Source organism: Leclercia adecarboxylata, assembly GCF_023639785.1.
GTDB lineage: Bacteria > Pseudomonadota > Gammaproteobacteria > Enterobacterales > Enterobacteriaceae > Enterobacter > Enterobacter adecarboxylatus_D.
Map to the genome: position 1 here is coordinate 1970173 of NZ_CP098325.1, position 24684 is coordinate 1994856.

At 58.4% G+C, this 24684-nt stretch carries 27 protein-coding genes; 17 read left to right on the forward strand and 10 right to left on the reverse strand.

Features of this window, described 5'->3' with window-relative positions; translation table 11 throughout:
• Positions 1-7: 7 nt before the first annotated feature.
• From sufB to ldtE, 6 genes are all read left to right on the forward strand, one after another.
• On the forward strand, positions 8-1495 hold the full coding sequence (gene sufB / locus NB069_RS09400) for a Fe-S cluster assembly protein SufB (protein WP_250589094.1): 1488 nt from the start codon (positions 8-10) through the stop codon (positions 1493-1495).
• Positions 1496-1511: 16 nt separating this feature from the next.
• Positions 1512-2258: a Fe-S cluster assembly ATPase SufC gene (gene sufC, locus NB069_RS09405; protein ID WP_250589095.1), complete on the forward strand. Its 747-nt coding sequence runs from the start codon at positions 1512-1514 to the stop codon at positions 2256-2258.
• The gene (gene sufD / locus NB069_RS09410; protein WP_250589096.1) at positions 2233-3504 is read left to right on the forward strand and encodes a Fe-S cluster assembly protein SufD; all 1272 of its coding nucleotides are present in this window, start codon (positions 2233-2235) and stop codon (positions 3502-3504) included. Before sufC ends, sufD begins: the two co-directional genes overlap by 26 nt.
• The gene (gene sufS, locus NB069_RS09415) at positions 3501-4721 is read left to right on the forward strand and encodes a cysteine desulfurase SufS (protein ID WP_250589097.1); all 1221 of its coding nucleotides are present in this window, start codon (positions 3501-3503) and stop codon (positions 4719-4721) included. Before sufD ends, sufS begins: the two co-directional genes overlap by 4 nt.
• Before the next feature lie 14 nt (positions 4722-4735).
• Complete coding sequence (gene sufE / locus NB069_RS09420; RefSeq protein WP_250589098.1) at positions 4736-5152, forward strand: cysteine desulfuration protein SufE; 417 nt, start codon at positions 4736-4738, stop codon at positions 5150-5152.
• Positions 5153-5249: 97 nt separating this feature from the next.
• Positions 5250-6263, forward strand: a complete 1014-nt coding sequence (gene ldtE / locus NB069_RS09425; protein ID WP_250589099.1) for a L,D-transpeptidase LdtE — start codon at positions 5250-5252, stop codon at positions 6261-6263.
• A 63-nt stretch (positions 6264-6326) separates the two neighbouring features.
• Here ldtE and lpp read toward each other — a convergent pair whose 3' ends face one another.
• From lpp to ynhH, 3 genes are all read right to left on the reverse strand, one after another.
• Positions 6327-6563 (reverse strand): murein lipoprotein Lpp, encoded by a 237-nt coding sequence (lpp, locus tag NB069_RS09430; protein WP_001082307.1) that lies wholly within the window; start codon positions 6561-6563, stop codon positions 6327-6329.
• A 310-nt stretch (positions 6564-6873) separates the two neighbouring features.
• Positions 6874-8295 (reverse strand): pyruvate kinase PykF, encoded by a 1422-nt coding sequence (gene pykF / locus NB069_RS09435; RefSeq protein WP_250589100.1) that lies wholly within the window; start codon positions 8293-8295, stop codon positions 6874-6876.
• Positions 8296-8302: 7 nt separating this feature from the next.
• Complete coding sequence (gene ynhH, locus NB069_RS22605; protein ID WP_434543610.1) at positions 8303-8599, reverse strand: protein YnhH; 297 nt, start codon at positions 8597-8599, stop codon at positions 8303-8305.
• A 279-nt stretch (positions 8600-8878) separates the two neighbouring features.
• Between ynhH and NB069_RS09440 the strand changes: the two genes are divergently transcribed.
• The 7 genes from NB069_RS09440 to NB069_RS09470 all read left to right on the forward strand — a co-directional run bounded on the left by NB069_RS09440 (position 8879) and on the right by NB069_RS09470 (position 14242).
• Positions 8879-9901 carry a methionine ABC transporter ATP-binding protein gene (locus NB069_RS09440; RefSeq protein WP_250589101.1) on the forward strand — a complete coding sequence of 341 codons (1023 nt, stop codon included), beginning with the start codon at positions 8879-8881 and terminating at the stop codon, positions 9899-9901.
• Positions 9894-10562, forward strand: a complete 669-nt coding sequence (locus NB069_RS09445) for a methionine ABC transporter permease (protein ID WP_250589102.1) — start codon at positions 9894-9896, stop codon at positions 10560-10562. The genes NB069_RS09440 and NB069_RS09445 overlap by 8 nt, the downstream gene beginning before the upstream one ends.
• 28 nt (positions 10563-10590) lie before the next feature.
• Positions 10591-11403, forward strand: coding sequence for a MetQ/NlpA family ABC transporter substrate-binding protein (locus NB069_RS09450; protein ID WP_039029111.1), 813 nt, complete (start codon positions 10591-10593; stop codon positions 11401-11403).
• A gap of 105 nt (positions 11404-11508) precedes the next feature.
• The gene (gene fumD, locus NB069_RS09455) at positions 11509-11718 is read left to right on the forward strand and encodes a fumarate hydratase FumD (RefSeq protein ID WP_250589103.1); all 210 of its coding nucleotides are present in this window, start codon (positions 11509-11511) and stop codon (positions 11716-11718) included.
• Between the two features lie 22 nt (positions 11719-11740).
• Complete coding sequence (locus NB069_RS09460; RefSeq protein WP_250589104.1) at positions 11741-13069, forward strand: sensor histidine kinase; 1329 nt, start codon at positions 11741-11743, stop codon at positions 13067-13069.
• Entirely contained in the window at positions 13062-13673 is a 612-nt protein-coding gene (locus NB069_RS09465; RefSeq protein WP_250589105.1) for a response regulator transcription factor, read from the forward strand. Before NB069_RS09460 ends, NB069_RS09465 begins: the two co-directional genes overlap by 8 nt.
• A gap of 89 nt (positions 13674-13762) precedes the next feature.
• Entirely contained in the window at positions 13763-14242 is a 480-nt protein-coding gene (locus NB069_RS09470) for a GlcG/HbpS family heme-binding protein (RefSeq protein WP_250589106.1), read from the forward strand.
• An 82-nt stretch (positions 14243-14324) separates the two neighbouring features.
• On the opposite strand, the gene NB069_RS09475 is transcribed toward NB069_RS09470, so the two are convergent.
• Positions 14325-14465 carry a hypothetical protein gene (locus NB069_RS09475; RefSeq protein WP_250589481.1) on the reverse strand — a complete coding sequence of 47 codons (141 nt, stop codon included), beginning with the start codon at positions 14463-14465 and terminating at the stop codon, positions 14325-14327.
• A 128-nt stretch (positions 14466-14593) separates the two neighbouring features.
• On the opposite strand from NB069_RS09475, the gene NB069_RS09480 reads away from it, so the two are divergent.
• Both NB069_RS09480 and NB069_RS09485 read left to right on the forward strand, forming a co-directional pair.
• Entirely contained in the window at positions 14594-15412 is an 819-nt protein-coding gene (locus NB069_RS09480) for an MBL fold metallo-hydrolase (RefSeq protein ID WP_250589107.1), read from the forward strand.
• A gap of 44 nt (positions 15413-15456) precedes the next feature.
• Positions 15457-16092 carry a carbonic anhydrase gene (locus NB069_RS09485; RefSeq protein ID WP_250589108.1) on the forward strand — a complete coding sequence of 212 codons (636 nt, stop codon included), beginning with the start codon at positions 15457-15459 and terminating at the stop codon, positions 16090-16092.
• A gap of 40 nt (positions 16093-16132) precedes the next feature.
• Here NB069_RS09485 and NB069_RS09490 read toward each other — a convergent pair whose 3' ends face one another.
• The 6 genes from NB069_RS09490 to NB069_RS09515 form a co-directional block, all read right to left on the reverse strand.
• Positions 16133-17299, reverse strand: coding sequence for a cupin (locus NB069_RS09490; protein WP_250589109.1), 1167 nt, complete (start codon positions 17297-17299; stop codon positions 16133-16135).
• Positions 17300-17310: 11 nt separating this feature from the next.
• Complete coding sequence (locus tag NB069_RS09495) at positions 17311-18099, reverse strand: HpcH/HpaI aldolase family protein (protein ID WP_250589110.1); 789 nt, start codon at positions 18097-18099, stop codon at positions 17311-17313.
• The gene (locus NB069_RS09500; protein WP_250589111.1) at positions 18092-18808 is read right to left on the reverse strand and encodes an alpha/beta fold hydrolase; all 717 of its coding nucleotides are present in this window, start codon (positions 18806-18808) and stop codon (positions 18092-18094) included. Before NB069_RS09500 ends, NB069_RS09495 begins: the two co-directional genes overlap by 8 nt.
• Positions 18809-18816: 8 nt before the next feature.
• On the reverse strand, positions 18817-19581 hold the full coding sequence (locus NB069_RS09505; RefSeq protein WP_250589112.1) for an SDR family NAD(P)-dependent oxidoreductase: 765 nt from the start codon (positions 19579-19581) through the stop codon (positions 18817-18819).
• 3 nt (positions 19582-19584) lie between these two features.
• Positions 19585-20907 (reverse strand): histidinol dehydrogenase, encoded by a 1323-nt coding sequence (hisD, locus tag NB069_RS09510; RefSeq protein WP_350223411.1) that lies wholly within the window; start codon positions 20905-20907, stop codon positions 19585-19587.
• Between the two features lie 73 nt (positions 20908-20980).
• Positions 20981-22219, reverse strand: a complete 1239-nt coding sequence (locus tag NB069_RS09515) for an MFS transporter (protein ID WP_250589113.1) — start codon at positions 22217-22219, stop codon at positions 20981-20983.
• Between the two features lie 329 nt (positions 22220-22548).
• On the opposite strand from NB069_RS09515, the gene NB069_RS09520 reads away from it, so the two are divergent.
• Together NB069_RS09520 and NB069_RS09525 are read left to right on the forward strand one after the other, a co-directional pair.
• Entirely contained in the window at positions 22549-23619 is a 1071-nt protein-coding gene (locus NB069_RS09520; RefSeq protein ID WP_250589114.1) for a LacI family DNA-binding transcriptional regulator, read from the forward strand.
• Entirely contained in the window at positions 23616-24587 is a 972-nt protein-coding gene (locus NB069_RS09525; protein ID WP_250589115.1) for a nuclear transport factor 2 family protein, read from the forward strand. Before NB069_RS09520 ends, NB069_RS09525 begins: the two co-directional genes overlap by 4 nt.
• The last annotated feature ends 97 nt before the right edge of the window (positions 24588-24684 follow it).

Consider the following 24684-nt stretch of genomic DNA (forward strand, 5'->3'; position numbering starts at 1 on the left):
CGGTATTATGTCTCGACATACTGAAGCAACTGACGATGTCAACACCTGGTCCGGTGGCCATATTAATTACAAAGAGGGCTTCTTCACCCAATTGCAGACCGACGAGATGGCAAAAGGGATCAACGAAGAGGTTGTGCGTGCCATTTCCGCCAGGCGTAACGAACCCGACTGGATGCTGGAGTTCCGCCTGAATGCGTATAAGGCATGGCTGGAGATGGAAGAGCCGCACTGGCTGAAAGCGCACTACGACAAGCTGAACTATCAGGATTACAGCTACTACTCTGCGCCGTCCTGCGGTAACTGCGATGACACTTGTGCCTCAGAGCCCGGCGCGGTACAGCAGACCGGGGCCAACGCCTTTTTAAGTAAAGAGGTGGAAGAGGCCTTCGAACAGCTCGGCGTGCCGGTACGCGAAGGGCGTGAGGTGGCGGTTGACGCCATCTTCGACTCCGTTTCTGTCGCCACCACCTACCGGGAAAAGCTGGGCGAACAGGGGATCATCTTCTGCTCCTTCGGCGAAGCGATCCACGATCACCCTGAGCTGGTGAAGAAGTACATCGGCACCGTGGTGCCCAGCAACGACAACTTCTTTGCGGCGCTGAACGCGGCGGTGGCCTCTGACGGCACCTTTATCTACGTGCCGAAGGGCGTGCGCTGTCCGATGGAGCTCTCCACCTATTTCCGCATCAACGCTGAGAAAACCGGCCAGTTTGAACGCACCATCCTCGTCGCCGACGAGGGCAGCTACGTCAGCTATATTGAAGGCTGTTCCGCTCCGGTGCGCGACAGCTACCAGCTGCACGCTGCGGTAGTAGAAGTGATCATCCATAAAGACGCGGAAGTGAAGTACTCCACGGTGCAGAACTGGTTCCCGGGGGACAACAACACCGGCGGCATCCTGAACTTCGTTACCAAACGCGCCCTGTGCGAAGGTGAGAACAGCAAGATGTCATGGACCCAGTCGGAAACCGGCTCCGCCATCACCTGGAAATACCCGAGCTGCATTCTGCGCGGGGATAACTCCATCGGCGAGTTCTACTCCGTGGCGCTGACCAGCGGGCATCAGCAGGCCGACACCGGCACCAAGATGATCCACATCGGCAAAAACACCAAATCGACCATCATCTCGAAAGGGATCTCGGCGGGTAAAAGCCAGAACAGCTACCGGGGCCTGGTCAAAATCATGCCGACGGCGACCAACGCCCGTAACTTCACCCAGTGCGACTCGATGCTGATTGGCCCGGACTGCGGGGCCCACACCTTCCCGTACGTCGAGTGCCGCAACAACAGCGCCCAGCTGGAGCACGAAGCCACGACCTCGCGGATTGGCGAAGACCAGCTCTTCTACTGCCTGCAGCGCGGCATTAGCGAAGAGGACGCCATCTCGATGATTGTGAACGGCTTCTGTAAGGACGTGTTCTCAGAACTGCCGCTGGAGTTTGCCGTGGAAGCACAGAAATTACTGGCGATCAGCCTTGAACACAGCGTCGGTTAAGGATTAAGGAAAGCACATGTTAAGCATTAAAGATTTACAGGTCAGTGTGGAAGATAACGCGATCCTGCGCGGCCTGAGCCTTGAGGTTCGCCCGGGCGAAGTGCATGCCATTATGGGGCCGAACGGTTCCGGGAAAAGTACCCTCTCTGCAACCCTGGCCGGGCGCGAAGATTACGACGTGGTTGGCGGATCGGTGGAGTTTAAGGGCAAAGATCTGCTGGAACTGTCGCCGGAAGAGAGAGCCGGGGAGGGCATCTTTATGGCCTTCCAGTATCCGGTGGAGATCCCCGGCGTCAGCAACCAGTTCTTCCTGCAGACTGCGCTGAATGCGGTGCGCAAATACCGCAGTGAAGAGGAGCTGGATCGCTTTGATTTCCAGGATCTGATGGAAGAGAAAATTGAGCTGCTGAAGATGCCGCAGGATCTGCTCACCCGCTCGGTCAACGTCGGTTTTTCCGGCGGGGAGAAGAAGCGTAACGACATCCTGCAGATGGCGGTGCTCGAGCCGGAGCTGTGCATCCTCGATGAAACCGACTCCGGTCTGGATATCGACGCCCTGAAGATCGTCGCCGACGGCGTTAATTCCCTGCGCGACGGCAAGCGGTCGTTCATCATTGTCACCCACTATCAGCGCATCCTGGACTACATCAAGCCTGACTATGTGCATGTGCTCTATCAGGGGCGGATTGTGAAATCCGGTGATTTCACGCTGGTCAAACAGCTGGAGGAGCAGGGCTATGGCTGGCTTAGCGAACAGCAGTAACGCGCTGCAGCAGTGGCACCGTCTGTTTGAAGCGCAAGGCAACACGCGCTCGGAACAGGCGCAACAGCACCTGCAGCAGATGCTGCGCCTCGGGCTGCCGACGCGTAAGCACGAAAACTGGAAATACACTCCGCTGGAAGGGCTGCTCAACGGCGAGTTCGTGGCGCGGCGCGCAAGCGTTGCTCCCAGTGACCTCGATGCACTGGCGCTGACCCTCGACGCCACGCGGCTGGTGTTTGTCGACGGGCGCTTTACCCCGGAGCTCAGCGACAGCACCGACGGCAGCGGGTTTGAGGTGGTGATTAACGACGAGCGCCAGAGCCTGCCGGCCCCCGTGCAGCCGGAACTGTTCCTGCATCTGACCGAAAGCCTGGCCCAGAGCGTGACCCATATCAGCGTGAAGCGTAACGCCCGCCCGGCGAAGCCGCTGCTTTTGCTGCATATCACTCAGGGGCTGGCAGGAGAGGAGTTCAACACGGCTCACTATCGCCACCATCTGTCGCTGGCCGAGGGGGCTGAAGCAACCATCGTTGAACATTACGTCAGTCTCAACGAGATGCGGCATTTCACCGGCGCACGCCTGACCATGAACGTGGCGGCCAACGCCCAGCTGCACCATATCAAACTGGCATTTGAGAATGCCGCAAGCCACCATTTTGCCCATAACGATCTGCAGATTGCCGCCGATGCGTCAGCCTTCAGCCACAGTTTCCTGCTGGGCGGCGCGGTGCTGCGTCATAACACCAGCACCCAGCTGAACGGGGAGAACACCACCCTGCGCATCAACAGCCTGGCGATGCCGGTGAAAACCGAGGTATGCGACACCCGTACCTGGCTTGAGCACAACAAGGGTTACTGCAACAGCCGTCAGCTGCACAAAACCATCGTCAGCGACAAGGGGCGGGCGGTGTTCAACGGGCTGATCAACGTGGCGCAGCACGCCATTAAAACCGACGGGCAGATGACCAACAACAATCTGTTGATGGGGCGCCTGGCGGAAGTGGACACCAAACCGCAGCTGGAAATCTACGCCGATGACGTGAAGTGCAGCCACGGGGCTACCGTGGGCCGGATCGACGATGAGCAGATGTTCTATCTGCGATCCCGCGGGATCGACAAGCAGGCGGCAGAGAAGATGATCATCTACGCCTTTGCTGCCGAACTGACCGAAGCCCTCGGGGATGAAACATTAAGACAGCAGGTGCTGGCGCGAATCGGCCAGCGTCTGCCTGGAGGTGTGGCATGAATTACCCTGTAGAGAAAGTGCGGGCGGATTTTCCCATCCTGACCCGTGAAGTAAACGGTCTGCCGCTTGCCTATCTCGACAGCGCCGCCAGCGCGCAAAAGCCTGCCCAGGTGATCGAGGCCGAAGCGGCGTTCTACCGCCACGGTTATGCGGCGGTGCACCGGGGGATCCACACCCTCAGCGCCGAAGCGACCCAGCGGATGGAAAACGTCCGCACCCGGGCGGCGGCGTTTCTGAACGCCCGCTTGCCAGAGGAGCTGGTTTTTGTACGCGGCACCACCGAGGGGATCAACCTGGTGGCAAACAGCTGGGGCAGCGCGGAGGTGCATGGGGGCGATAACATTATCATCAGCCAGATGGAGCACCACGCCAATATTGTTCCCTGGCAGATGCTGTGCGAGCGCGTCGGGGCCGAACTGCGGGTGATCCCGCTCAACGAGGACGGTACCTTACAGCTTGAACTGCTGGATAGCCTGCTGGATGAACGCACCCGGCTGGTGGCCATCACTCAAATCTCTAACGTGCTGGGCACCGAAAACCCGGTGGCGGAGATTATCGCCAAAGCTCATCAGGCCGGGGCGAAAGTGCTGGTCGACGGCGCGCAGGCGGTGATGCACCATACCGTGGACGTGCAGGCGCTGGACTGCGATTTCTACGTTTTTTCCGGGCACAAGCTCTACGGGCCAACCGGCATCGGCGTCCTGTACGTCAAGGACGAGATATTGCAGGCCATGCCGCCGTGGGAAGGGGGCGGATCGATGATCGCTACCGTCAGCCTGAGCGAAGGCACGACCTACGCCCGCGCGCCGTGGCGCTTTGAGGCGGGCACGCCCAACACCGGGGGCATTATCGGGCTGGGCGCGGCGATGGAGTATGTGTCTGAGATTGGCCTGGATGCCATCGCCGAATATGAGCAAATGCTGATGCGCTATGCGCTGGCCGAGCTGGCCAGCGTGCCGGATCTAACGCTCTACGGGCCGGCAGATCGCCAGGGCGTTATCGCCTTTAATCTTGGCAAACACCACGCCTATGACGTCGGCAGTTTTCTTGATAATTATGGGGTGGCGGTACGCACCGGGCACCACTGCGCCATGCCGCTGATGGCGTTCTATGAGGTACCGGCGATGTGCCGCGCGTCGCTGGTCATGTACAACACAATGGAAGAGGTCGACAGACTGGTGGCAGGGCTGAAGCGTATCCACCGTCTGCTGGGCTGACATGAGGGGAAGAGATGGCTGCACTGCCAGACAGAGATAAATTACTGCGCAACTTTACGCGTTGCGCAAACTGGGAAGAGAAGTACCTCTACATTATTGAGCTGGGGCAGCGTCTGCCTGCCCTCAGCGAAAGCGAGCATATCCCGGAAAATAGTATTCAGGGCTGTCAGAGCCAGGTGTGGATAATAATGCACCAGAATGAAGCCGGGAGGATTGAATTAGCGGGTGACAGTGATGCGGCAATAGTGAAAGGCCTTATTGCCGTCGTGTTTATTTTATATCAGCAGATGTCCGCCCAGGATATTGTCGCCTTTGACGTCCGCCCGTGGTTTGAAAAAATGGCGCTCACCCAGCATTTAACGCCCTCCCGTTCGCAGGGGCTTGAGGCGATGATCCGCGCAATCCGCGCCAAAGCCGCCAACATTAGCTAAACTATCAGGACAGCCCTCATTCTGTTCCGCGAGACGGCTCCCGCCTCGCGGATTTTTCAGCTTTCTGACGCTCCGTCAGTGAATAAGGAATCTCAGTATGAAGCGCGCGTCTCTATTAACTCTCATTCTCTTAGGTTCGTTCAGCGCGCTTAATAGCGCCTGGGCGGTGGATTACCCTTTGCCACCGGCTGGCAGCCGGCTTATCGGGCAAAACCAGACGTATATTGTCCAGGAAGGTGATAATAACCTGCAGGCAATAGCGCGTCGGTTTAATACCGCTGCGCATTTAATACTCGAAACCAATAATACTATCGCCCCGGTCTATCCGGCACCGGGTACGGTCATCACCATTCCTTCACAGATGCTGTTGCCGGATACCCCCCGGGAAGGGATTGTGGTGAACCTGGCGGAGCTTCGGCTCTATTACTATCCGCCGGGTGAAAACAGCGTGCAGGTCTACCCCCTGGGTATTGGTCAGCTGGGGCTGGACACGCCCGTGACCACCACCCAAATCAGCCAGAAGATCCCGAATCCGACCTGGACGCCAACGGCGGGCATCAGAGCGCGCTCACTGGCGCAGGGCATCAAACTGCCCCCGGTGGTACCCGCAGGGCCAAATAACCCGTTAGGACGATTTGCGCTGCGTCTGGGCATAGGTAACGGTGAATACCTGATTCATGGCACCAGCGCACCGGACAGCGTAGGGTTGCGCGTCAGTTCCGGATGTATGCGCATGAACGCCCCGGATATCAAAGCGCTGTTCGCCCAGACCCGGGTCGGCACGCGGGTGCAGATCATCAATGAGCCGGTGAAGTTCTCGGTGGAGCCGGACGGTAAGCGCTACGTTGAGGTGCACCGTCCGCTGGCGACGGCGGAGGGAGAAAACCCGCAGACGTTGGCGATTACCCAAACCGGCGCCTTTACGTCATTTGTTTCGCAGGGCGATAGCGATAAGCTGCTGGTGAATAAAGCGTTGTCGCGTCGGGCGGGGATCCCGGTCGTGGTATCAACAGGTGCCGGGCAAAATGTGACCAGTACAGGTCTCTCGGCGCAGAATACGCGCTTACCGGTTGAGGCGTCGCAGGGTGGGCAGGAACAGGCTATTCAGTAAAGCAAAATGCGGAGTAAAAAAAAATGGCGCACAATGTGCGCCATTTTATTAACACAGGTACTATTACTTACGGTATTTAGTAGCCTGGTTGTCCAGACGCTGGTTAGCGCGTGCTGCGTCATCTTTAGCAGCCTGAACGTCGGAACGCATTGCGTTCACGTCGTTGCTCAGCTGGTCAACTTTAGCGTTCAGAGTCTGAACGTCAGAAGACAGCTGATCGATTTTAGCATTGCTGGAGCAACCTGCCAGCAGAGTAGAACCCAGGATTACCGCGCCCAGTACCAGTTTAGTACGATTCATTATTAATACCCTCTAGATTGAGTTAATCTCCATGTAGCGTTACAAGTATTACACAAAGTTTTTTAGGTTGAGAATATTTTTTTGATGGGAATATGCCTATTTTTGATCGTTCGCTCAAAGAAACACCTGTTTTGACTATTTCGTGAAAAATATTGTGTTAAAACAGACAATTTTCATCGGATTCATCTTAGAAAACGACCCCGTTAAATAGAAAAGCCCGATTTGCTTTTTTAATAATTTTGGCTGATAGCGGAAATAAAAAAAGCGCCCCGAAGGACGCTTTTTTAACAAATTAATTCGTTCGAAATTATTACAGCACGTGAACAGATGCGGTATTCGTGGTGCCGCTTGGAACCAGTGCACCGGAAACCATCACCACCACGTCGCCTTTCTGCGCCAGGCCACGCTCAACCAGCTGCAGGGCCACTTCTTTACCCAGACGGTAGAAATCGTCAGTAGAGGCGATCTCTTTCACCAGATGTGGAACGACGCCTTTGCTCAGCACCAGCTGACGCGCAGTCACTTCGTTAGTGGTCAGGGCCAGAATGGTCGCGTTCGGGAAGTATTTACGCACGGCTTTCGCAGATTTACCGCCCTGGGTTGCCACAACGATCAGTGGGGCTTCCAGTTTCTCGGCAGTTTCTACCGCACCACGGCACACGGCTTCGGTGATGCGCAGTTTACGGCTGTCGTTGTTGTTATCCAGACGGCTCTGCATCACGCGATCGGTACGTTCGCAGATGGTTGCCATGATGGATACGGCTTCCAGCGGGTATTTACCCTTCGCGGATTCACCGGACAGCATAACGGCATCGGTACCGTCGAGGATGGCGTTGGCCACGTCGCCGGCTTCAGCGCGGGTTGGACGTGGGTTTTTGATCATGGAGTCCAGCATCTGGGTCGCGGTGATAACCACTTTACGTGCGCGGACACACTTCTCGATCATCATCTTCTGCGCGAAGATAACTTCTTCAACCGGGATCTCAACGCCCAGGTCACCACGTGCAACCATGATGCCGTCAGAGGCTTCGAGGATCTCGTCGAAGTTGTTCAGGCCTTCCTGGTTTTCGATTTTGGAGATGATCTGGATGTTTTCGCCGCCGTGGGCTTTCAGGTGCTCACGGATTTCAACGACGTCAGAACGTTTACGGATAAAGGAAGCCGCAACGAAGTCAACGCCTTGCTCGCAACCGAAGATCAGGTCCTGCTTGTCTTTCTCGGCCAGCGCTGGCAGTGCGATGGACACGCCCGGCAGGTTAACGCCTTTGTTTTCGCCCAGGTCGCCGTTGTTCAGTACTTTACAAACAACGTTTTTGCCTTCGATAGCGGTGACTTCCATACCGATCAGGCCGTCATCCACCAGAACGGTGTTGCCGACGGACAGATCGCTGGTGAAGCCTTCATAGGTCACAGCAACGATTTCGCTGTTGCCGACAACAGACTTGTCTGTGGTGAACGTGAAGGTCTGGCCCGCTTTCAGAGAAACGTCGTTGCCGCCTTCCAGTTTAATGGTACGAATTTCTGGACCTTTGGTATCCAGCAGGATTGCTGCTTTTTTACCGGTCTTGCTCATCACGTTGCGCAAGTTCTGGATGCGCTGGCCGTGTTCAGCATAGTCACCGTGAGAGAAGTTCAGACGCATCACGTTCATGCCGGCGTCCAGCATTTTGGTCAGCATCTCTTCAGATTCGGTTTTCGGGCCGATGGTGCAAACAATTTTCGTCTTTTTCATGACAGTCTTAGTCTTTAAGTTGAGAAGGATATGGAAATCTCGCTCCGGGGGCGCAGGGCCTCAGAGTCAAACCTGTGTTGCGAAATTTTTTATGACACGCAGTAAGGATAGGTGACATCAATTGAGCGTGCAGAAGAATGTGTGCCTGTGTTTCAGCCCAGGAAGAGAGGGTAAGTTGTGTGCGTTGTTTTTTGTAGTCCAAGCGCTGAAACCATTCATCAGGAGTTTGGCGCGCATTATACGCCGAAAGATGCGCAAAAGGAAAATAAAAACAGCGTTTCAAAAATTTTATATGCACTTTCACAACGGATTGTTATCAAGGCGTTAAGGTTCGCAGCATGGATGTTGCGTCAGAGAAAAACCTTAAGGCAAATGCCCCATTTTTGTGGCGCTTACCCATTGCCACTCCTCGACTATCGATAGCTGAAAATGAGCAATAAGCCTTTTCCCGCGTGCCATGCGGCATATTCTTCCAGGTTATAAGATATTCCTTTTCATTCATTTAAAAGCTAATAACGCCTGTTTACTATCATTTGGACATCCATACTGCTAAACCGCCACAGGCGAACGGATCACCCGAATAATGATTGTACTCAGGAATATTTCGAAGATTTTTGATAACGGAAAAGTGGCGCTGACAGCCGTTGATAACGTGAACCTGGCGATAGAGCAGGGACAGATTTATGGAATTATTGGCTACAGCGGCGCAGGTAAAAGCACCCTAATCCGCCTGCTGAATGGCCTGGAAAAACCGACCACCGGCAGCGTGACCATTAACGGCCAGGCGATCTCGGCGGCGAAAGGCGAAGCCCTGCGCCAGGCGCGGCTGAAAATCAGTATGGTGTTTCAGCACTTCAACCTGCTGTGGTCGCGCACCGTGAGCGAGAACATCGCCTTCTCTATGCAGATTGCCGGGGTGCCAAAGGCCAAAATTAAAGCCCGCGTGGCGGAGCTGGTTGAGCTGGTGGGCCTGAAAGGCCGCGAGCAGGCCTATCCGTCCCAGCTTAGCGGCGGACAAAAGCAGCGCGTCGGCATTGCCCGTGCGCTGGCGAATAACCCGGACGTACTGCTCTGCGATGAGGCCACCTCGGCGCTGGATCCGCAGACCACCGATCAGATCCTCGATCTGCTCCTCGACATTAACCGTCGTTTTAAGCTGACCATTGTGCTTATCACCCATGAGATGCACGTGGTGCGCAAAATCTGTGACCGCGTGGCGGTGATGGAAAACGGCAAGGTGGTGGAAGAGGGCGAGGTGCTGCAGGTCTTTACCCATCCACAGCAGCCGATTACGCAACAGTTTGTCCGCCAGGTGAGCCAGTACGCTGAAGAAGAGACCTTCAATACGGAGCTGGCGAATGTGCTGGAAGGCACCGTCATCAAGCTGACCTTTACCGGACACAGCACCCATCAACCCGTGGTGGGGGAACTGACGCTGCGCTACGGCCTGCCGTTTAACATCCTGCACGGCAAAATGACGCAAACCGCCCACGGCGTGTTCGGCCAGCTCTGGCTGCACGTGTTGGCAACGGAAGAACAACTGAACAATATCCTCGCCGATTTGCAGCACAGTGATATTGAAGGTGAGGTAATTAAACATGGCTGAGACTCTCTTCCCGCACCTGAAATGGGACCAGCTCTGGGCGGCTACCCTGGAAACGCTCTACATGACCGCACTCTCCGGCGTCGCCACCTTTATGCTGGGCCTGGTCCTCGGCCTGGCGCTGTTTTTAACCGCCCGGGGTGGCATGTTCCACAATCGCACGGTCTACAGCGTGATTTCCATTGTGGTGAACGTGTTCCGCTCTATCCCGTTCATTATTTTGATTGTGCTGCTGATCCCTTTCACCAAAACCGTGGTGGGGACCATCCTCGGGGCGAACGCCGCGCTGCCCGCCCTGATTGTCGGGGCCGCGCCGTTCTATGCCCGTCTGGTGGAGATTGCCCTGCGTGAAGTGGACAAAGGGGTGATCGAAGCGACGCGCTCGATGGGGGCCCGTCTGAGCACCTTAATTTTTCGGGTTTTACTGCCGGAATCCTCACCCGCCCTGGTCTCCGGGATCACGGTGACGCTGATTGCCCTGGTAAGTTACAGCGCCATGGCGGGGGTGATTGGTGCCGGTGGTCTGGGAAATCTGGCTTATCTGGAAGGATTCCAGCGCAACCATGGTGACGTCACGCTGGTGGCCACGGTGACCATTTTGATCATCGTTTTCATTATCCAGTTCTGCGGCGACATCATTACTTCACTGTTAGACAAAAGATAAACACTAATAACACACAGGAACCATCATCATGAAAAAGACACTGACGTTGATCGCCGCAGCAACCCTGAGCGCCCTGAGCTTTGCCTCCTGGGCTGACACCCTGACCGTGGGTGCGTCCAACACCCCGCACGCCGAAATTCTGGAGCAGGCGAAGCCAATCCTGGCGAAACAGGGTATCGATCTCGAGATCAAACCCTTCCAGGACTACATCCTGCCGAACACCGCCCTGGCGGGTCGCGACATCGACGCCAACTACTTCCAGCACATTCCTTATCTGAACAGCGTGCTGAAAGATCACGCCGGGGACAAAGAGTACGATTTCGTCAGCGCCGGGGCGATCCACATCGAGCCGATCGGTATCTACTCTAAAAAATACAAGTCGCTGAAAGATCTGCCGGAAGGCGGGAAAATCATCATGCGTGATGCGGTCTCTGAAGAGGGACGTATCCTCTCTATCTTCGAGAAAGAGGGCGTCATCAAGCTGAAGCCGGGCATCGACAAAGTGACCGCGCGCATCAGCGATATCGTTGAGAACCCGAAGAAGCTGCAGTTCACCCCGAACGTTGAAGCCTCTCTGCTGCCGCAGATGTACAACAACGATGAAGGCGCTGCGGTCGTCATCAACGCCAACTACGCCATCGATGCAGGCCTGGATCCGGTTCACGACCCGATCGCGGTAGAGAGCGGTGAAAACAACCCGTACGCCAATATCATCACCGTTCACCGCGGCGATGAGAAGAAAAAGGACATCGTGGCCCTGGTCGACGTCCTGCACTCCAAAGAGATCCAGGACTGGATCCGCACCAAGTATAAAGGCGCGGTGATCCCGGTTAACAACTGATTTATCCGTTTGATTTCAAAGCCTGGCGGGTCTCTCGCCGGGCTTTTTTTGTATACGGACGATGAATGAATTAAGCTGGCGTTTTAAGGCAACGGAGTGAAAGTCATGGGCAATGTAACCAAAGACGAAGCGCTGTATCAGGAGATGTGTCGCGTGGTAGGCAAGGTCGTGCTTGAAATGCGGGATTTAGGGCAGGAGCCAAAGCATATTGTTATCGCCGGGGTCCTGCGCACCTCGCTGGCGAACCAGCGGGTGAAACGCAGTGAACTGACTACCCGGGCGATGGAAACCGTGGTTAAGGCCCTGGCCGGCTGACCTGCCTGCGCCCGTTCATCGCATGAGCCGCACAACATTTTTACAGCGGGGGATCCTGGTCTGGCTTACGCTCTGCCTGCTCAGCAGCGTGCTGCTGTATGCCGAACAGATCCGCCGCCAGTTCTGGGAACTCGACCGTGAATTCGCCACGGCGTTTACCGAAATTGGCGCGGTGCTCACCCAGAATGAGTCGGTGCTGCCGCTGTTGAATGGCGATGAAGATCTGGCGGCGCTGCGCAAAAAATTCCCGCAAATACGTGACCTGCAAAAGACTCAGGGACGTGCGCTCGACGCCGCCCGGGTTGAACCCGTTTCCGGCACGCAGTACTGGCTCTACAACCCCTGGCGACAGATTCGGGTGCTGATCGACCCCGCGCCGGTCATCAACGCCTGGCCCCGGTTTACCCGCATCTCCCTTGATCTTACCGGCGATATGCCGCCGCCGCCCGCGGACGCCTTCTGGCACTGGCAACGGCCGTTTTCCCAACATACCCAACCCTTTGTTCTGCAGGCCGATGCCCGACCGGCGTGGCTGAACGTGACGCTGCTGCCGTTTTTCCTGCTGTTTACCGGCTGGGCTATCCTGGTGGCGGCAGGGGGGCTGATTTTCTGGCAGCGTAAGCAGCGCCAGAATGCGGACCAGCGCGCCTGGTACTACCAACACGCCCGGCTCAATACCCTGGGGGAGATCACCGCGGGCATCGTGCACGAGATCAACCAGCCCCTGACCGCGGTTCAGACCTGGATCCAGGGGGCGCAACGCCAGCTGAGCCAGGATAACCCCGCAGCGGTGTCTCAGGCCCTGGGGTCGGCGCTGGTGCAGACCCAGCGGATTGGCGAGCTGCTGGCCCGCTTTCGCGAGCATGTCACCCAGGATGCCGTTACCCTGGGCGAAGTGGATCTCGCCGAGTGCTGGCAGCACGTCGCCAACCTGCTGGAACACGAGCGCACCGCCAGGCCTGTTCGCCTTACCCATGACTTTGCCCCCGATGCCCGAACCCTCTGCGCCGACCGGCTGTGGCTGGAGCAGGTGCTGCATAACCTTCTCAGCAACGCCATTCAGGCCCAGCAGGCCAGGGCGGCGGGCTGGGTGCATATCCGCAGCCGCCGCGAGGGCGAACGCGTTCAGGTGGAGATTGTCGACGGCGGCCCGGGCTTTACCCCGGAAGCACTCCACAACGCCCTGATGCCTTTTTACAGCGGGCGGGAGGGCGGTACGGGGCTGGGGATGACCCTGACGGAGTCACTGGTCACCCGCATGAATGGCACGCTGGTTCTGGACAACGCCCCGGAAGGCGGAGCCAGGATCAGATTACAGTTTGCTCACCACGGGAGTCAGTCAGATGGATAACGTCATCTGGTTAATTGATGATGATGCGTCAGTCAGGGAGTCGCTGGTATTTCTGCTTAACGGAATGAACTGGCGCGTGGAGCCTTTTGAGAGTATTGCCGCTTTTACTGCCGCCCAGGGAGCAGATAAAGCGCTGGCCGGCTGCCTGCTGCTGGACATGCGCATGCCGGGTAAAGGCGGGCTGGCCTGGCTGGAAGAGGGGAAATGGCCGTGGCCGCTGCTGCCGGTGATCCTGATGACCGGTCACGGCACCATTGATGCCTGCCGCCGCGCGTTTCATAACGGGGTGTTTGAGTTTTTCACCAAGCCGCTGGACGCCGACAAGCTGATTGAGTCCATCACCGCCGCCCTCGCCGAAAGCCAGCGGCGCGTGGGGGCATGGCAGGAGGCGAAACGGGTCAGAGCGCGGTTTGAACAGCTCACCTCCCGGGAGCATGAAGTGCTGCTGGCGTTAATGGAAGGCAGCAGTAATAAAGAGGTCGCCGCCCGGCTTAACCTTTCGCCCCGGACGGTAGAAGCGCACCGGGCGGCGGTATTCCTCAAGCTGGGAGTCGCAAGCCTGGTGCAGGCCATACGGGAATACGACAAATTGCAATCCGTATAACTACCAGGATCGCCCCGTAATCAACCGGATAACATTTCATCGCCCGCTTCGATAGGCTGCATCTGTTTCCACTTACCAGAGGATGTGCGATGAAAAAGTTAATGATGGCAGTGTGTGTAGCAGGAATGGTCGGCGTATCGGCGCATGCTCAGTCCGTGGCGCAAAAGAGTCTCTCCCTGACCCAGGCAAACGCGTTAGCCAGCGCGGCGATCCAGGCCTGCACGGCCAAAAATTATCAGGTCAGCGTTACGGTGGTGGATCGTGCCGGGGTGGTGAAAGCGGTACAGCGCACCGATAATGCCGGTCCGCACACCCTGAAAGCCAGCGAAATGAAAGCCTTTACCGCGCTCAGCACCAAAAACGCGTCGGGGAAAGTGATGGAGTCCGCCCAGAGCAACGCGGGCGCGCAAAACCTGCGTGATATCCCTGGCCTGCTGCTGCTGGCGGGAGGATTACCGGTCAGGGAAGGGGATGAGGTGATTGGCGCCATCGGAATTGGCGGCGCGCCGGGTGGACATCTGGATGAGGCCTGCGCTCAGCAGGCGATTGAAAGCCTGACGAAGTCGTAGTAAATCGCCCGGCGGCGCTTCGCTTGCGCGGGCCTACGGTTGTATGCCGGGTAAGGCGGTAGCCGCCACCCGGCTTTTTACATCAGATCTTGCAGGCGTCGCCGCAATCATCGTCCGCGACAATCGCCTGCGCTTTTTTATCCGCATCGTCAAGGCGTTCAGCGTTACGTTCTTCGGCTTCATCCAGCCCGTCAAATACCAGATTGTTGAGATCAATTTCCATCATTTACCTGCCCGGTTCGGTTTTTGTTCCAGGTCGTATTATAGAGCAAATGAATGGGATGAGGCACCCCAGCGCACATAAGGATAATCCTTGCCATACTGATGACTCACCCGCGCTCAGGAGGAGTGATGATCGTCTTATGTAAAACCTGCGGCACGTCCTATGACGCCCCGCGCGAACCCCAACGCTGCGCCATCTGCGACGATGAACGCCAGTACGTGCCCGCGACGGGCCAGGCGTGGGTGGATTTCACCACCCTGACCACCAGCCATACCAATAAGTGGCAACAGCTCGAACCCAACCTGCTAACGATCAAAACCGTGCCCGCGTTTGCCATTAGCCAGCGCGCGATCCTGCTGCGCACCCCGCAGGGGAACGTGCTGTGGGACTGCATCGCCAATCTCGATCCCGCCACCCAGGCGCTGATAACCGCGCTCGGCGGGATCGACGCCATCGCCATCTCGCACCCACACTACTACACCACCATGCAGGACTGGGCGGAGGCCTTTAACGCCCCGGTTTACCTCCACGCCAGCGATCGCGAGTGGGTAATGAGAAACAGCCCGGCGCTGCGCTTCTGGGAAGGGGACTCACTTGAGATCGTCCCGGACGTGACGCTGCACAGGCTGGGGGGCCATTTTGCCGGGGGAACGGTGCTGCACTGGAACCGCGATGGAGGCACCCTGCTGGCGGGCGATATCCTGCAGGTGACCCCCGGTAAAGACGCGGTGTCGTTTATGTGGAGCTACCCGAACATGCTCCCGTTACCGGCAGGTAAGGTGGCTGGCATTGCCGCACGGCTGGAAAACGTCGCCTTCGAACGCCTCTACGGCGCCTTTGAAGGGCAGGACATTGCAGCCCGTGCCCGGGAGATTGTCATGGGGTCGGTCCAGAAATATATTGCTTGTCTGAACTCGGGGCCGGTGGGTAAACTCAAAAAACCGTGATCTCGATCATGCCTGTAACAATCACAAAAAAATGAGACATTGCTATGCAACATATCATTGAAGGTTTTCTCAGCTTTCAAAAAGAAATTTTTCCGCAACGTAAAGACCTGTTCCGCAGCCTGGCGTCCAGCCAGAATCCCAAAGCGCTGTTCATCTCCTGTTCTGACAGCCGCCTGGTGCCGGAATTAGTCACCCAGCAGGAGCCGGGACAGCTCTTTGTTATTCGTAACGCTGGCAACATCGTGCCACCGTTCGGGCCAGAGCCGGGCGGTGTGTCCGCCACTATCGAATACGCGGTTGTGGCGCTGGGCGTTACCGACATCGTGATCTGCGGCCACTCTAACTGCGGCGCGATGAAGGCCATTGCCGATAACGCTAACCTCGAGCCGATGCCTGCCGTATCACACTGGCTGCGCTACTCCGATGCGGCGAAAGCGGTCGTGGAAAACAAAACCTGGGACAACGCGACGGATAAAGTCAACGCGATGGTGCAGGAGAACGTCTTCGCCCAGCTGAGCAACATCAAAACCCACCCTTCCGTCGCGGTCGGCCTGCGTAACAACGCCATTCGCCTGCACGGCTGGGTATACGATATCGAAAGCGGCGACATCCGCGCCCTGGATAAAGAGACCAAAACCTTTATCTCTCTGTCCGAAAACCCTGGCGTTTACTTCGAGTAACGCGCCGAAATCAGGGCGGGCGATCCCGCCCTGATTTCTTTTACGGCAGCGCCTCGAGCTTCAGCCCCGCGCGCTTCGCCGTTGCCGGCAGCAGATCCGCCGCCGTCACGTACCCGTCCGGGTCAAGACAGCGGTTTGCCGCTCTTGCCTGCTGCAGTATCTCCTCGTCCCAGTAAATGCGTTTACGCTGATCGCCTTCGGTGGTCAGAATGCACTCCACATCGCCCTCCAGGGCGCGGTAACGGCGCCAGCTGTTGGCCGGGACCGAAATAACGGAACGTTCAGGGGCGACAATGCTCACCTCTTCGCCTTTCTCATTCCATGTCACCTCCAGGGTGCCTTTAAAGACCATGATCACCTGCACGTCCGGGCAGAGATGGCGGCCCACCTGGTGGTCTGCGGCCAGGCGCAGCCACTCAACGGAAAAACCGTGCGGGTTAACGATAGCCGGTGCCGCGTGTTTATCCTGGCTGATGCCAAAGCCGATTACCGGGGCGATCTCGCCGCCGTGGCCCGGCAGAACCGAATCGAGTAACCCTGCCGCAGACCAGCGGCGATCCTCCCCGGTTACCGCCCGCTGGCGCATCTCCTTCACGGAATAGTGGCGCAGGGCGGCAATCTCATGTTCCGGCAGCGGGGCCAGCAGCCCCTCCGGTTCCGGCAGGGTATCGCCGGCATTCACGTCGAGCAGCATATTCTCTTTGCTCAGGTAGAGACCGTACTCGCTGGCCGCCGCCAGAATCGACGGATGCCAGATGATCCCCCCGGTGTTATTCCCGCCCAGCACCGTATAGACCATGCCGCAGGTCTCTTCTTTACTGACGTTGGTAAAGCCGCGGAAGATCCAGGTCGGAATGGAGAGGATGGCCGGGGCGCTGAACTCGGCTTCGTTTTCGCCGTTGGCGCCCCAGCGAAAGCGCCAGGTCCCCTCGTGAATCAGAAACACTTCGGCGGTGAAGTGCAGGTGCAGGTTATTGGTCACCCCTTTTGGCATCGCCGCCGCGCCAATGTTAAAGCCGTGCGGTTCCGGGATATTCACCACCTGGGCGGACGACTGGGTGACGCCCGGACCAATAAAGGAGTAGTTCTGTTTCAGGTGCGAGCCGGGGAGCTTGCAGTCGATAAACGCCAGGTTGCAGGACACCATATCTTCAGGGGCAACCAGACGGCTGCGGGCCAGTTCCGGGGTAATGTGACGAGCTTTCATAGTTTCTCCTGTTAATAGCCTGATGCGCCGGTCGTGGGGATCGCGTTGCCGCGCGCCAGGGCGATGGCTTCGCGTGAGGCGCGGCCAAGTTGCATGACATCGTTCGCCGGGGTGACAAACTGAAAACCTTCGCTGATGCGCCGGGCGGCGGCGTCGCCGGAAGTACAAAAGATCCCGGCGATTTTCTGCCACTGACGACACCGGCTGACCACCTGCTCAATGGCGGCCAGCATCTCAGGGTGCTGCGATTCGGCGCTGGCGCTGCCGGTCAGGGTTAACGAGAGATCGTTCGGGCCGATAAACACCCCGTCCAGCCCCTCGGTGGCCAGGATCGCGTCCAGGTTCGCCAGCCCATCCCGGGTTTCAATCATCGCCAGGGTCAGAATTTCATCGTTGGCGTGCTGCGGATAATCGGCCCCGCCGTAGAGCAGGCCGCGAGCCGGACCAAAGGAGCGGTTGCCCAGCGGCGGATAGCGGCAGGCGGCCACAAAGCGCCGGGCCTGTTCCGGGGTGGAGATCATCGGGCAGATAATGCCGTAGGCACCGGCATCCAGCATGCGCATGATCTGTGCCGGGTCGTTATCGGATACCCTCACCAGCGGCACCGCCGGGGTGGCGGAGAGCGCCTGCAGCATCGACAGCGCACTGGCAAAATCGATCATGCCGTGCTGGAGATCGACGGTGACCGCGTCGAAGCCCTGATGGCCGACGATCTCGGCGCTGTACCCCGAGGGGATCGCCAGCCAGCCGTTGATAATGGCGCTGCCGTCCGGCATTGCCCTGAGTCTGTTCTTACGCATGTAAACACTCCTGGATCCAGTGACGTAGCGGGAGGGCAACCTCATCGGGCGCCTCAAGCAGGGTAAAATGCCCGGCGGTGGCGACGGTGACGTGCTTCACCTGAGGCGCGCTCTGCACAACCCGCTGGTGGTGATGAGGCGTGCAGAGGGGATCGTGCAGGCCGTTGATAACGAGGATGGGGCAGGTGAGGGCGGCCAGCGCCGTGCGATTGTCCTGCCGGGTAATGGCAATTTCGGTCTGGGTGGCGAACGTATCCAGGCCACTCTCCTCTGCCATCAGACAAATAAGATCGTGCAGGGCCTGGTCATCCACCCGCGATGGCGCAACGTATTTCGGCCACAGGCTGGCGGTGAGCCAGTGGGTAAGCCCCTGCTGCCGGGCCGCGCGTACCGCCTCGCGACGCAATGCGGCATTTTCTGGCGCATCAGCCAGAGGGTTAACCGACAGCAGCGCCAGCCCGGCAATGCGTCCGGGCGCGTCGGCGACTATCTGCAGCGCCACAATGGCCCCCAGCGAAAAGCCCGCCAGCATAAAGCGCGGCGGCAGTTCGCTCAGCAGCGTGCGGGAGGCTTGCGCCGCCGAGCTGGCGTCCGCCAGCGTAATACACACCACCTCAGAGACATTGAGCTGGTCGAGCACCGGCTGCCAGAGACGCGCGTTGCAGAGCGTGCCGCCAATCAGCACCAGCGGCAGGGGGTGATTATCCATCTGTTTCCTCATGTTGCGGTCCAGCCGCCGTCGACCATCAGCGCGCTGCCGGTGATCATCCCCGCGGCGCCGGAGGCAAGAAACACCACCGGCCCCATCACGTCTTCCACCGTGCCGGTGCGTCCGAGCTTGATGTTCTCCAGCACGTAGCGGCGAAAGGCGGGGTCGGCCAGCGACGGCGCGGTCAACGCCGTCTCAATAAAGGTCGGGCAAAGGGTGTTGACCCGGATCCCGTCCTCGCCGAGCTCAAGCGCCATGGCTTTGGTTAACCCCTCCAGCGCAAATTTTGACGCGCAGTAGACGCTGCGCTTCGGGCCACCGACATGGCCCATCTGGGAGGAGATGTGAATGATCGACCCCGCAATGCACGCCCCGCGCATCCGCGCCGCCACCCGTTGGCTGACAAAAAAGGTGGCCCGCAGGTTGATCGCCATGACCGCGTCGAAGTTCGCCTCGCTCACCGCCAGAAACGGCTCGTGGCGTGCCAGTCCGGCGCTGTTCACCAGAATGTCGAACGCGGGCAGCGCATCGGTGACTGCCGCAACCTGGGCGACATCGGTGATATCCAGCACCACCGGATGCAGGCGCAGATCGCGTTCGGCGGCAAGGGTCGCCGCCGCGTCCAGCGTCTGGCGATCCCGGGCGGCGATCCACACCTCCGCTCCGGCATGGGCCAGCGCGACGGCGCAGGCGAACCCCAGCCCTCTGGAGCCGCCCGTCACCAGGGCACGCTTGCCGTGCAGGCTAAAAGAGGGCATCTGAGGAAAGGTCATGGCTTACACCTTCTCTCTGACCGGCGCAGGGGTGGCGTAAGGCACCTCTACCTGACCGTAGCGGCGCACGCGGATGTTGGCCTGCTCGGCGTGACCGGCAAAACCTTCCAGCAGGGACAGGCGCGAGCAGTAGCTGCCGATCTCGGCGGTGGCCTCGTCGCTGAGCACTTTCTGCCAGGTGCAGGTTTTCATGAATTTGCCCACCCACAGGCCGCCGGTATAGCGCGCCGCTTTTTGCGTCGGCAGAGTGTGGTTGGTGCCAATCACCTTGTCGCCGTAGGCAACGTTGGTGCGCGGGCCAAGGAACAGCGCGCCGAAGTTGGTCATGTTGGCCAGAAACCAGTCATCGCGGCGGGTCATCACCTGTACGTGCTCGGAAGCGATACGGTCGGCTTCGGCGAGCATTTCGTCGTAGCTGTCGCAGACAATGATCTCCCCGTAGTCGTGCCAGGCCTGACGGGCGATGTCGGCGGTGGGCAGTTTTTCCAGCAGGCGCGCGATCTCGCGCAGCGTCTCTTTGGCCAGCGCCAGCGAGTTGGTCAGCAGAATGGCGGGGGTCGTCACCCCGTGCTCGGCCTGCCCCAGCAGGTCGGTCGCACATATTTCGGCATCCACGCTGTCGTCGGCAATCACCAGCGTCTCCGTCGGGCCGGCAAAGAGATCGATCCCCACCCGGCCAAACAGCTGACGTTTGGCCTCTGCCACAAAGGCGTTGCCGGGGCCGACCAGCATATCCACCGGGGCCAGGGAATCGGTGCCCAGCGCCATCGCGCCGATGGCCTGGATACCGCCTAAGGCGTAGATCTCCGTGGCTCCGGCCATTTTTTGCGCCGCCACGATCGCAGGCGCAGGCTCGCCGCCGAACGGCGGGGCGCAGCTTAGGATGCGGGAGCAGCCCGCCACGTTGGCAGTGATAATCGACATATGGGCCGACGCCAGCAGGGGATATTTCCCGCCAGGGACATAACACCCCACCGCGTTAATGGGAATATTTTTATGCCCGAGAATAACCCCCGGACGGGTTTCAACTTCCAGATCCAGCAGACAGGCTTTTTGCGCCCGGGCAAAATTAAAGACCTGCTCCTGCGCAAATTCGATATCGTGAATATCCTGGCGGCTCAGTTTATTGATACAGGCATTAATTTCCGCATCGCTCAGGCGATAATCCTGACGGTCGTAGCGGTCGAATTTAACGGACAGTTCACGAATGGCTTTATTTCCGCGTTTTTCAATATCCGCCAGAATAAGTTCCACCGTTTCTCTTATTTGTCGCTGCGCATCCTGACGTTCCTGAACCGGTTTACTGGTTTTAAGCATATAAGCCACAATAACTTCCTCGCATAATTAAGGTGATGACTATCCTCCCGGCAGGCCGGGATAAATGTCTGGGTGATAAAAATTACTGGTCGCGCGCGGGCGCGAGTGGGCCGTTAATGGATAATTCCGCAGACGCAGGCATTTTCCGGTTATTTACCCAGCGCACGGAGAGCGGGGTGACAATCGCCGCGACAACCGACAGGCCCGCAATAAACAGATAGCCGGACGAGAGGTTAATGTGCTGCATCATCACCCCCATGATCACCGGCCCGGCAAACATCCCGCAGGAGTAGATGGTCTGGAACAGTCCCATGCGCGTGGACTGCTCATCGGAAGTGGTGTTAACCACGCTCAGGGACATAAAGGCCGCAAATGCCATCCCGAAGGAGAAGCCCGCCAGCGCCTGCAACAGATAGATGACATACATATTGCTGGTGAAGGGGATGCCTAAGGTCGACACTACCTGCAGGACAATGCCCAGCACCGCCGTCTTCATCAGCCCAAGGCGCTGGTAAAAGACGCTGCTGCACAGGGCGATGGCGAGGGCGTAGAAAATCAGATGGATGTTGCTCAGCAGGGTTAAGATCCCGGCGCGCCCGCCTAACTGCTCGGCATAGATCGGCGTCAGCGTATCGCGGGTAGCAAAAGGCACCAGGATGACGAGAGTCGCCAGAATACCAATCAGCCACACCGAACGGTCGGCCAGCTGCAGTCGGGCACCGGCGATACAGGCTTTCAGCGTCGGGGCTTTGACCGGATCATGCACATCGCGGATGCGGGTGGTGAGGAACAGCGCCACCAGCGCCGAGACGCAGGAGACGAAAAATGCGATGTTGTTCTCAAAATAGTGAATCAACAGGCCGCCGATGCAGTTGCCGAGGAACACCCCAAGCGGCCCCGCCAGCGCCAGAAAGGCCACCGCGGCCGGGGCATCCTGGCGGTCAAAGTAGCGGATAAACAGGATGTTGTAGAGCACCCAGGTGGCGGCAGTCACGCCGTCAGCGGCTTTGGCCAGATAGAGAGTGATAGCGTTCGGCTCCAGCCAGGCCAGCGGCCAGGCGATGATCGGCAGCACCAGCGCGCCCTGGATAAAGATTTTTCGACTCTTCACCACGTCGGAAATAATCCCCAGCGGGAAGCGGATCAGCAGGGTGGCGAGGCCGCTGGCCCCCATGATGATCCCCATCACCTGCGGCTCCATCCCCTGATTGATCATCATCGGGGCCAGAAACGCATCAATGCTGTGAATACAGATAAAAAACAACACGCTGATGATAAAAAACAGCCGGGCTTCAGGACGGCGTAACAGTGCTCGAAACATGGTTGTGAACCTCTTAAAAATTAATGGGTTGTAACCAGCCAAGTACAACGTTTACCGGCTCAATCCTTTTGGATACTGACCAGGTTGCCCGGTACAATTGACGGTGTGAAAACTGCGCTGCATACGTATTCAAAAATTGAAGTTACGAAAAGGTTTCAAATTTGTAAAGGTCGTTTGTCACCATTGTGAAAAAAATAATTTAGGCTGTTGCATACGCATGCAAACATGGTGTAAGTATAAAAAGTACCCGCTTCCTGCGGCGTGGTGACAGGGGAATGACCTGCCACAAATGTCGGTTCGGGAAGCGTCAGGGATAAGGAACACGGGTAATGAAACGTAAGACTTTTACAGCGGTGACCTCTCAGCAGGTGGCGCAGCTGGCGGGAGTATCACAATCGGCGGTGTCCCGCACCTTCACGCCGGGGGCCAGCATCTCACCGGCAACGCGTGAGAAGGTGCTGAAGGCTGCGCGTGAGCTGGGCTACCGGCCAAACGCCATCGCCCGCTCGCTCAACACGGCCCGCTCGCGGATCATCGGCGTGGTGATCTCCTATTTTGATAACCAGTTTTACCCGCAGGTGCTTGAGGCGCTGGCGCAAAAACTGGACACCCTCAACTATCACCTGCTGCTGTTCGTGGGCGATCGTGACGGGAACGTGGATCGCATTTTCGACCAGATCATGCAGTACCGGGTGGACGGCATCGTGCTGGCTTCGGTCACGCTGTCGCTGGATCTCTCCCAGGAGTGCCTGGCCGCCGGGATCCCGGTGGTGCTGTTTAACCGCAGCGAAGAGAGCGGCATGGCCTCGAGCGTCAACAGCAATAACGAAGCGGCGTCACGGCAGATTGCCGAGTTTTTACTGGCGGCAGGGCATAAGCGCTTTGCCTACGTGGGCGGGGTAGCGGACTCGTCCGTCAACATTGCCCGCCAGCGCGGGTACCAGCAGGCTCTGCTGGAACAGGGAATTGACGATATCCGGGTGGTTAATGGCAACTACGATGCCCGGGAAACCGCCCGCGCGGCCTACGCGCTCTTCTCCACATCCCCTGTGCCGGACGCCATTTTTGTCGCCAACGACCATATGGCGGTGATCGTCATGGACGTGGCGCGCTACGAGTTTGGCCTGCGCATCCCGGAAGATGTCTCTGTGGTGGGATACGACGATATCGGCCCGTCCGGCTGGGCGTCGTACGCCTTAACCTCCGCGTCGCAGCCGGTTGAAGAGATGGTCAGCGCCACGGTGGAGTTACTGATGAAGCAGATCGACAGCGGCACTATCGAACCTGAACAAATTACCGTGCCGGGCAAGCTGGTGGTACGCCACTCTGCGCGCCGACCGCATGCAGGCGCCAGCGACGCAGAGGGTTATGACATGTTCCAGACGCAGGAGGACAAATGAGCAGATTGCCGGGCTTCAGCCCCCAGTTCGATTCCATTCAACAGTTTATTCTCACCCTGACTCATGTGGTCTGGGAGCAAAAGGATATCGGCCAGCTTGCCGACTTTTACGCCTCGCCGGTGGTCTTTATCACCCCGGAAAAACAGCTGACCGACCTGCAGCAGTTTATGCGCCTCACTCTGGAGGCGATGCACAGCTTCCCCCAGCGCACCGTGCTGACGGAGGACATTCTGGCCACCGAAAACCCCGGGAATGAGTACTACGCCGCCCAGCGCACTATCGCCTGCATCCGCCATATGGGCGAAGGCTTCTTTGGCGCCCCCAGCGGCAAAACGCTCTGGGTGCGCACCTGGGCCGACCGCATCTGCGCCGACGGCGCGGTGCGCCAGGAGTGGCTCCTGCAGGACAGAGCGGCGATTGTGGCCCAGCTTGGGTTAAACGTGCAGGAGTTCGCCCGCAATCTGGCGGGGATGCAGGAGCAGCTCGGCATTGCCCCCGCAACGGCTGAAACGCTCGATGCCCGCTGGGCGGGCGGCCCGGAGGGGGATGACGTTGAGGGGCCCGTCGCCGGGGTGGTGGAGCGCTACCTGACCATGTGGGCCGGGGGCAACAGCGGCACCGTGCCGGGGCTGTACCACCCGGCCGCCACGCTTTACGCTCCGGGCCACTGCAGCGGCACGGGCGAGCAGGAGATTGCCGCACTGCTGTCGGGCTACCGGGCCTCTTTTGCCGACAGCGAAGTGCAGCTGCACCACCTGATCGTGCGTCGGGATCCCGGTGAGCCGGTACGCATTTCCCTGCGCTGGTCGCTCCTGACCTGGCACGACGGCTACGGAAAATTTGGCGTGCCGACCCGTAAACCAGTGTCGATTACCGGTATCAGCCAGCTTGAACTGCGCGATGGATTAATTATTCGCGAATATCTGGGTATTGATGAATTAGCCATCTGGTCGCAAATCGTGAATTAAGCGGAGGTTCGCCTCCGGTATATTTTTCTCTTAACGCTTTTTAAATCCGCCGCAATAAATATTGCGGCGCCATTCTCCATCCATTCCGGGTGCGGGA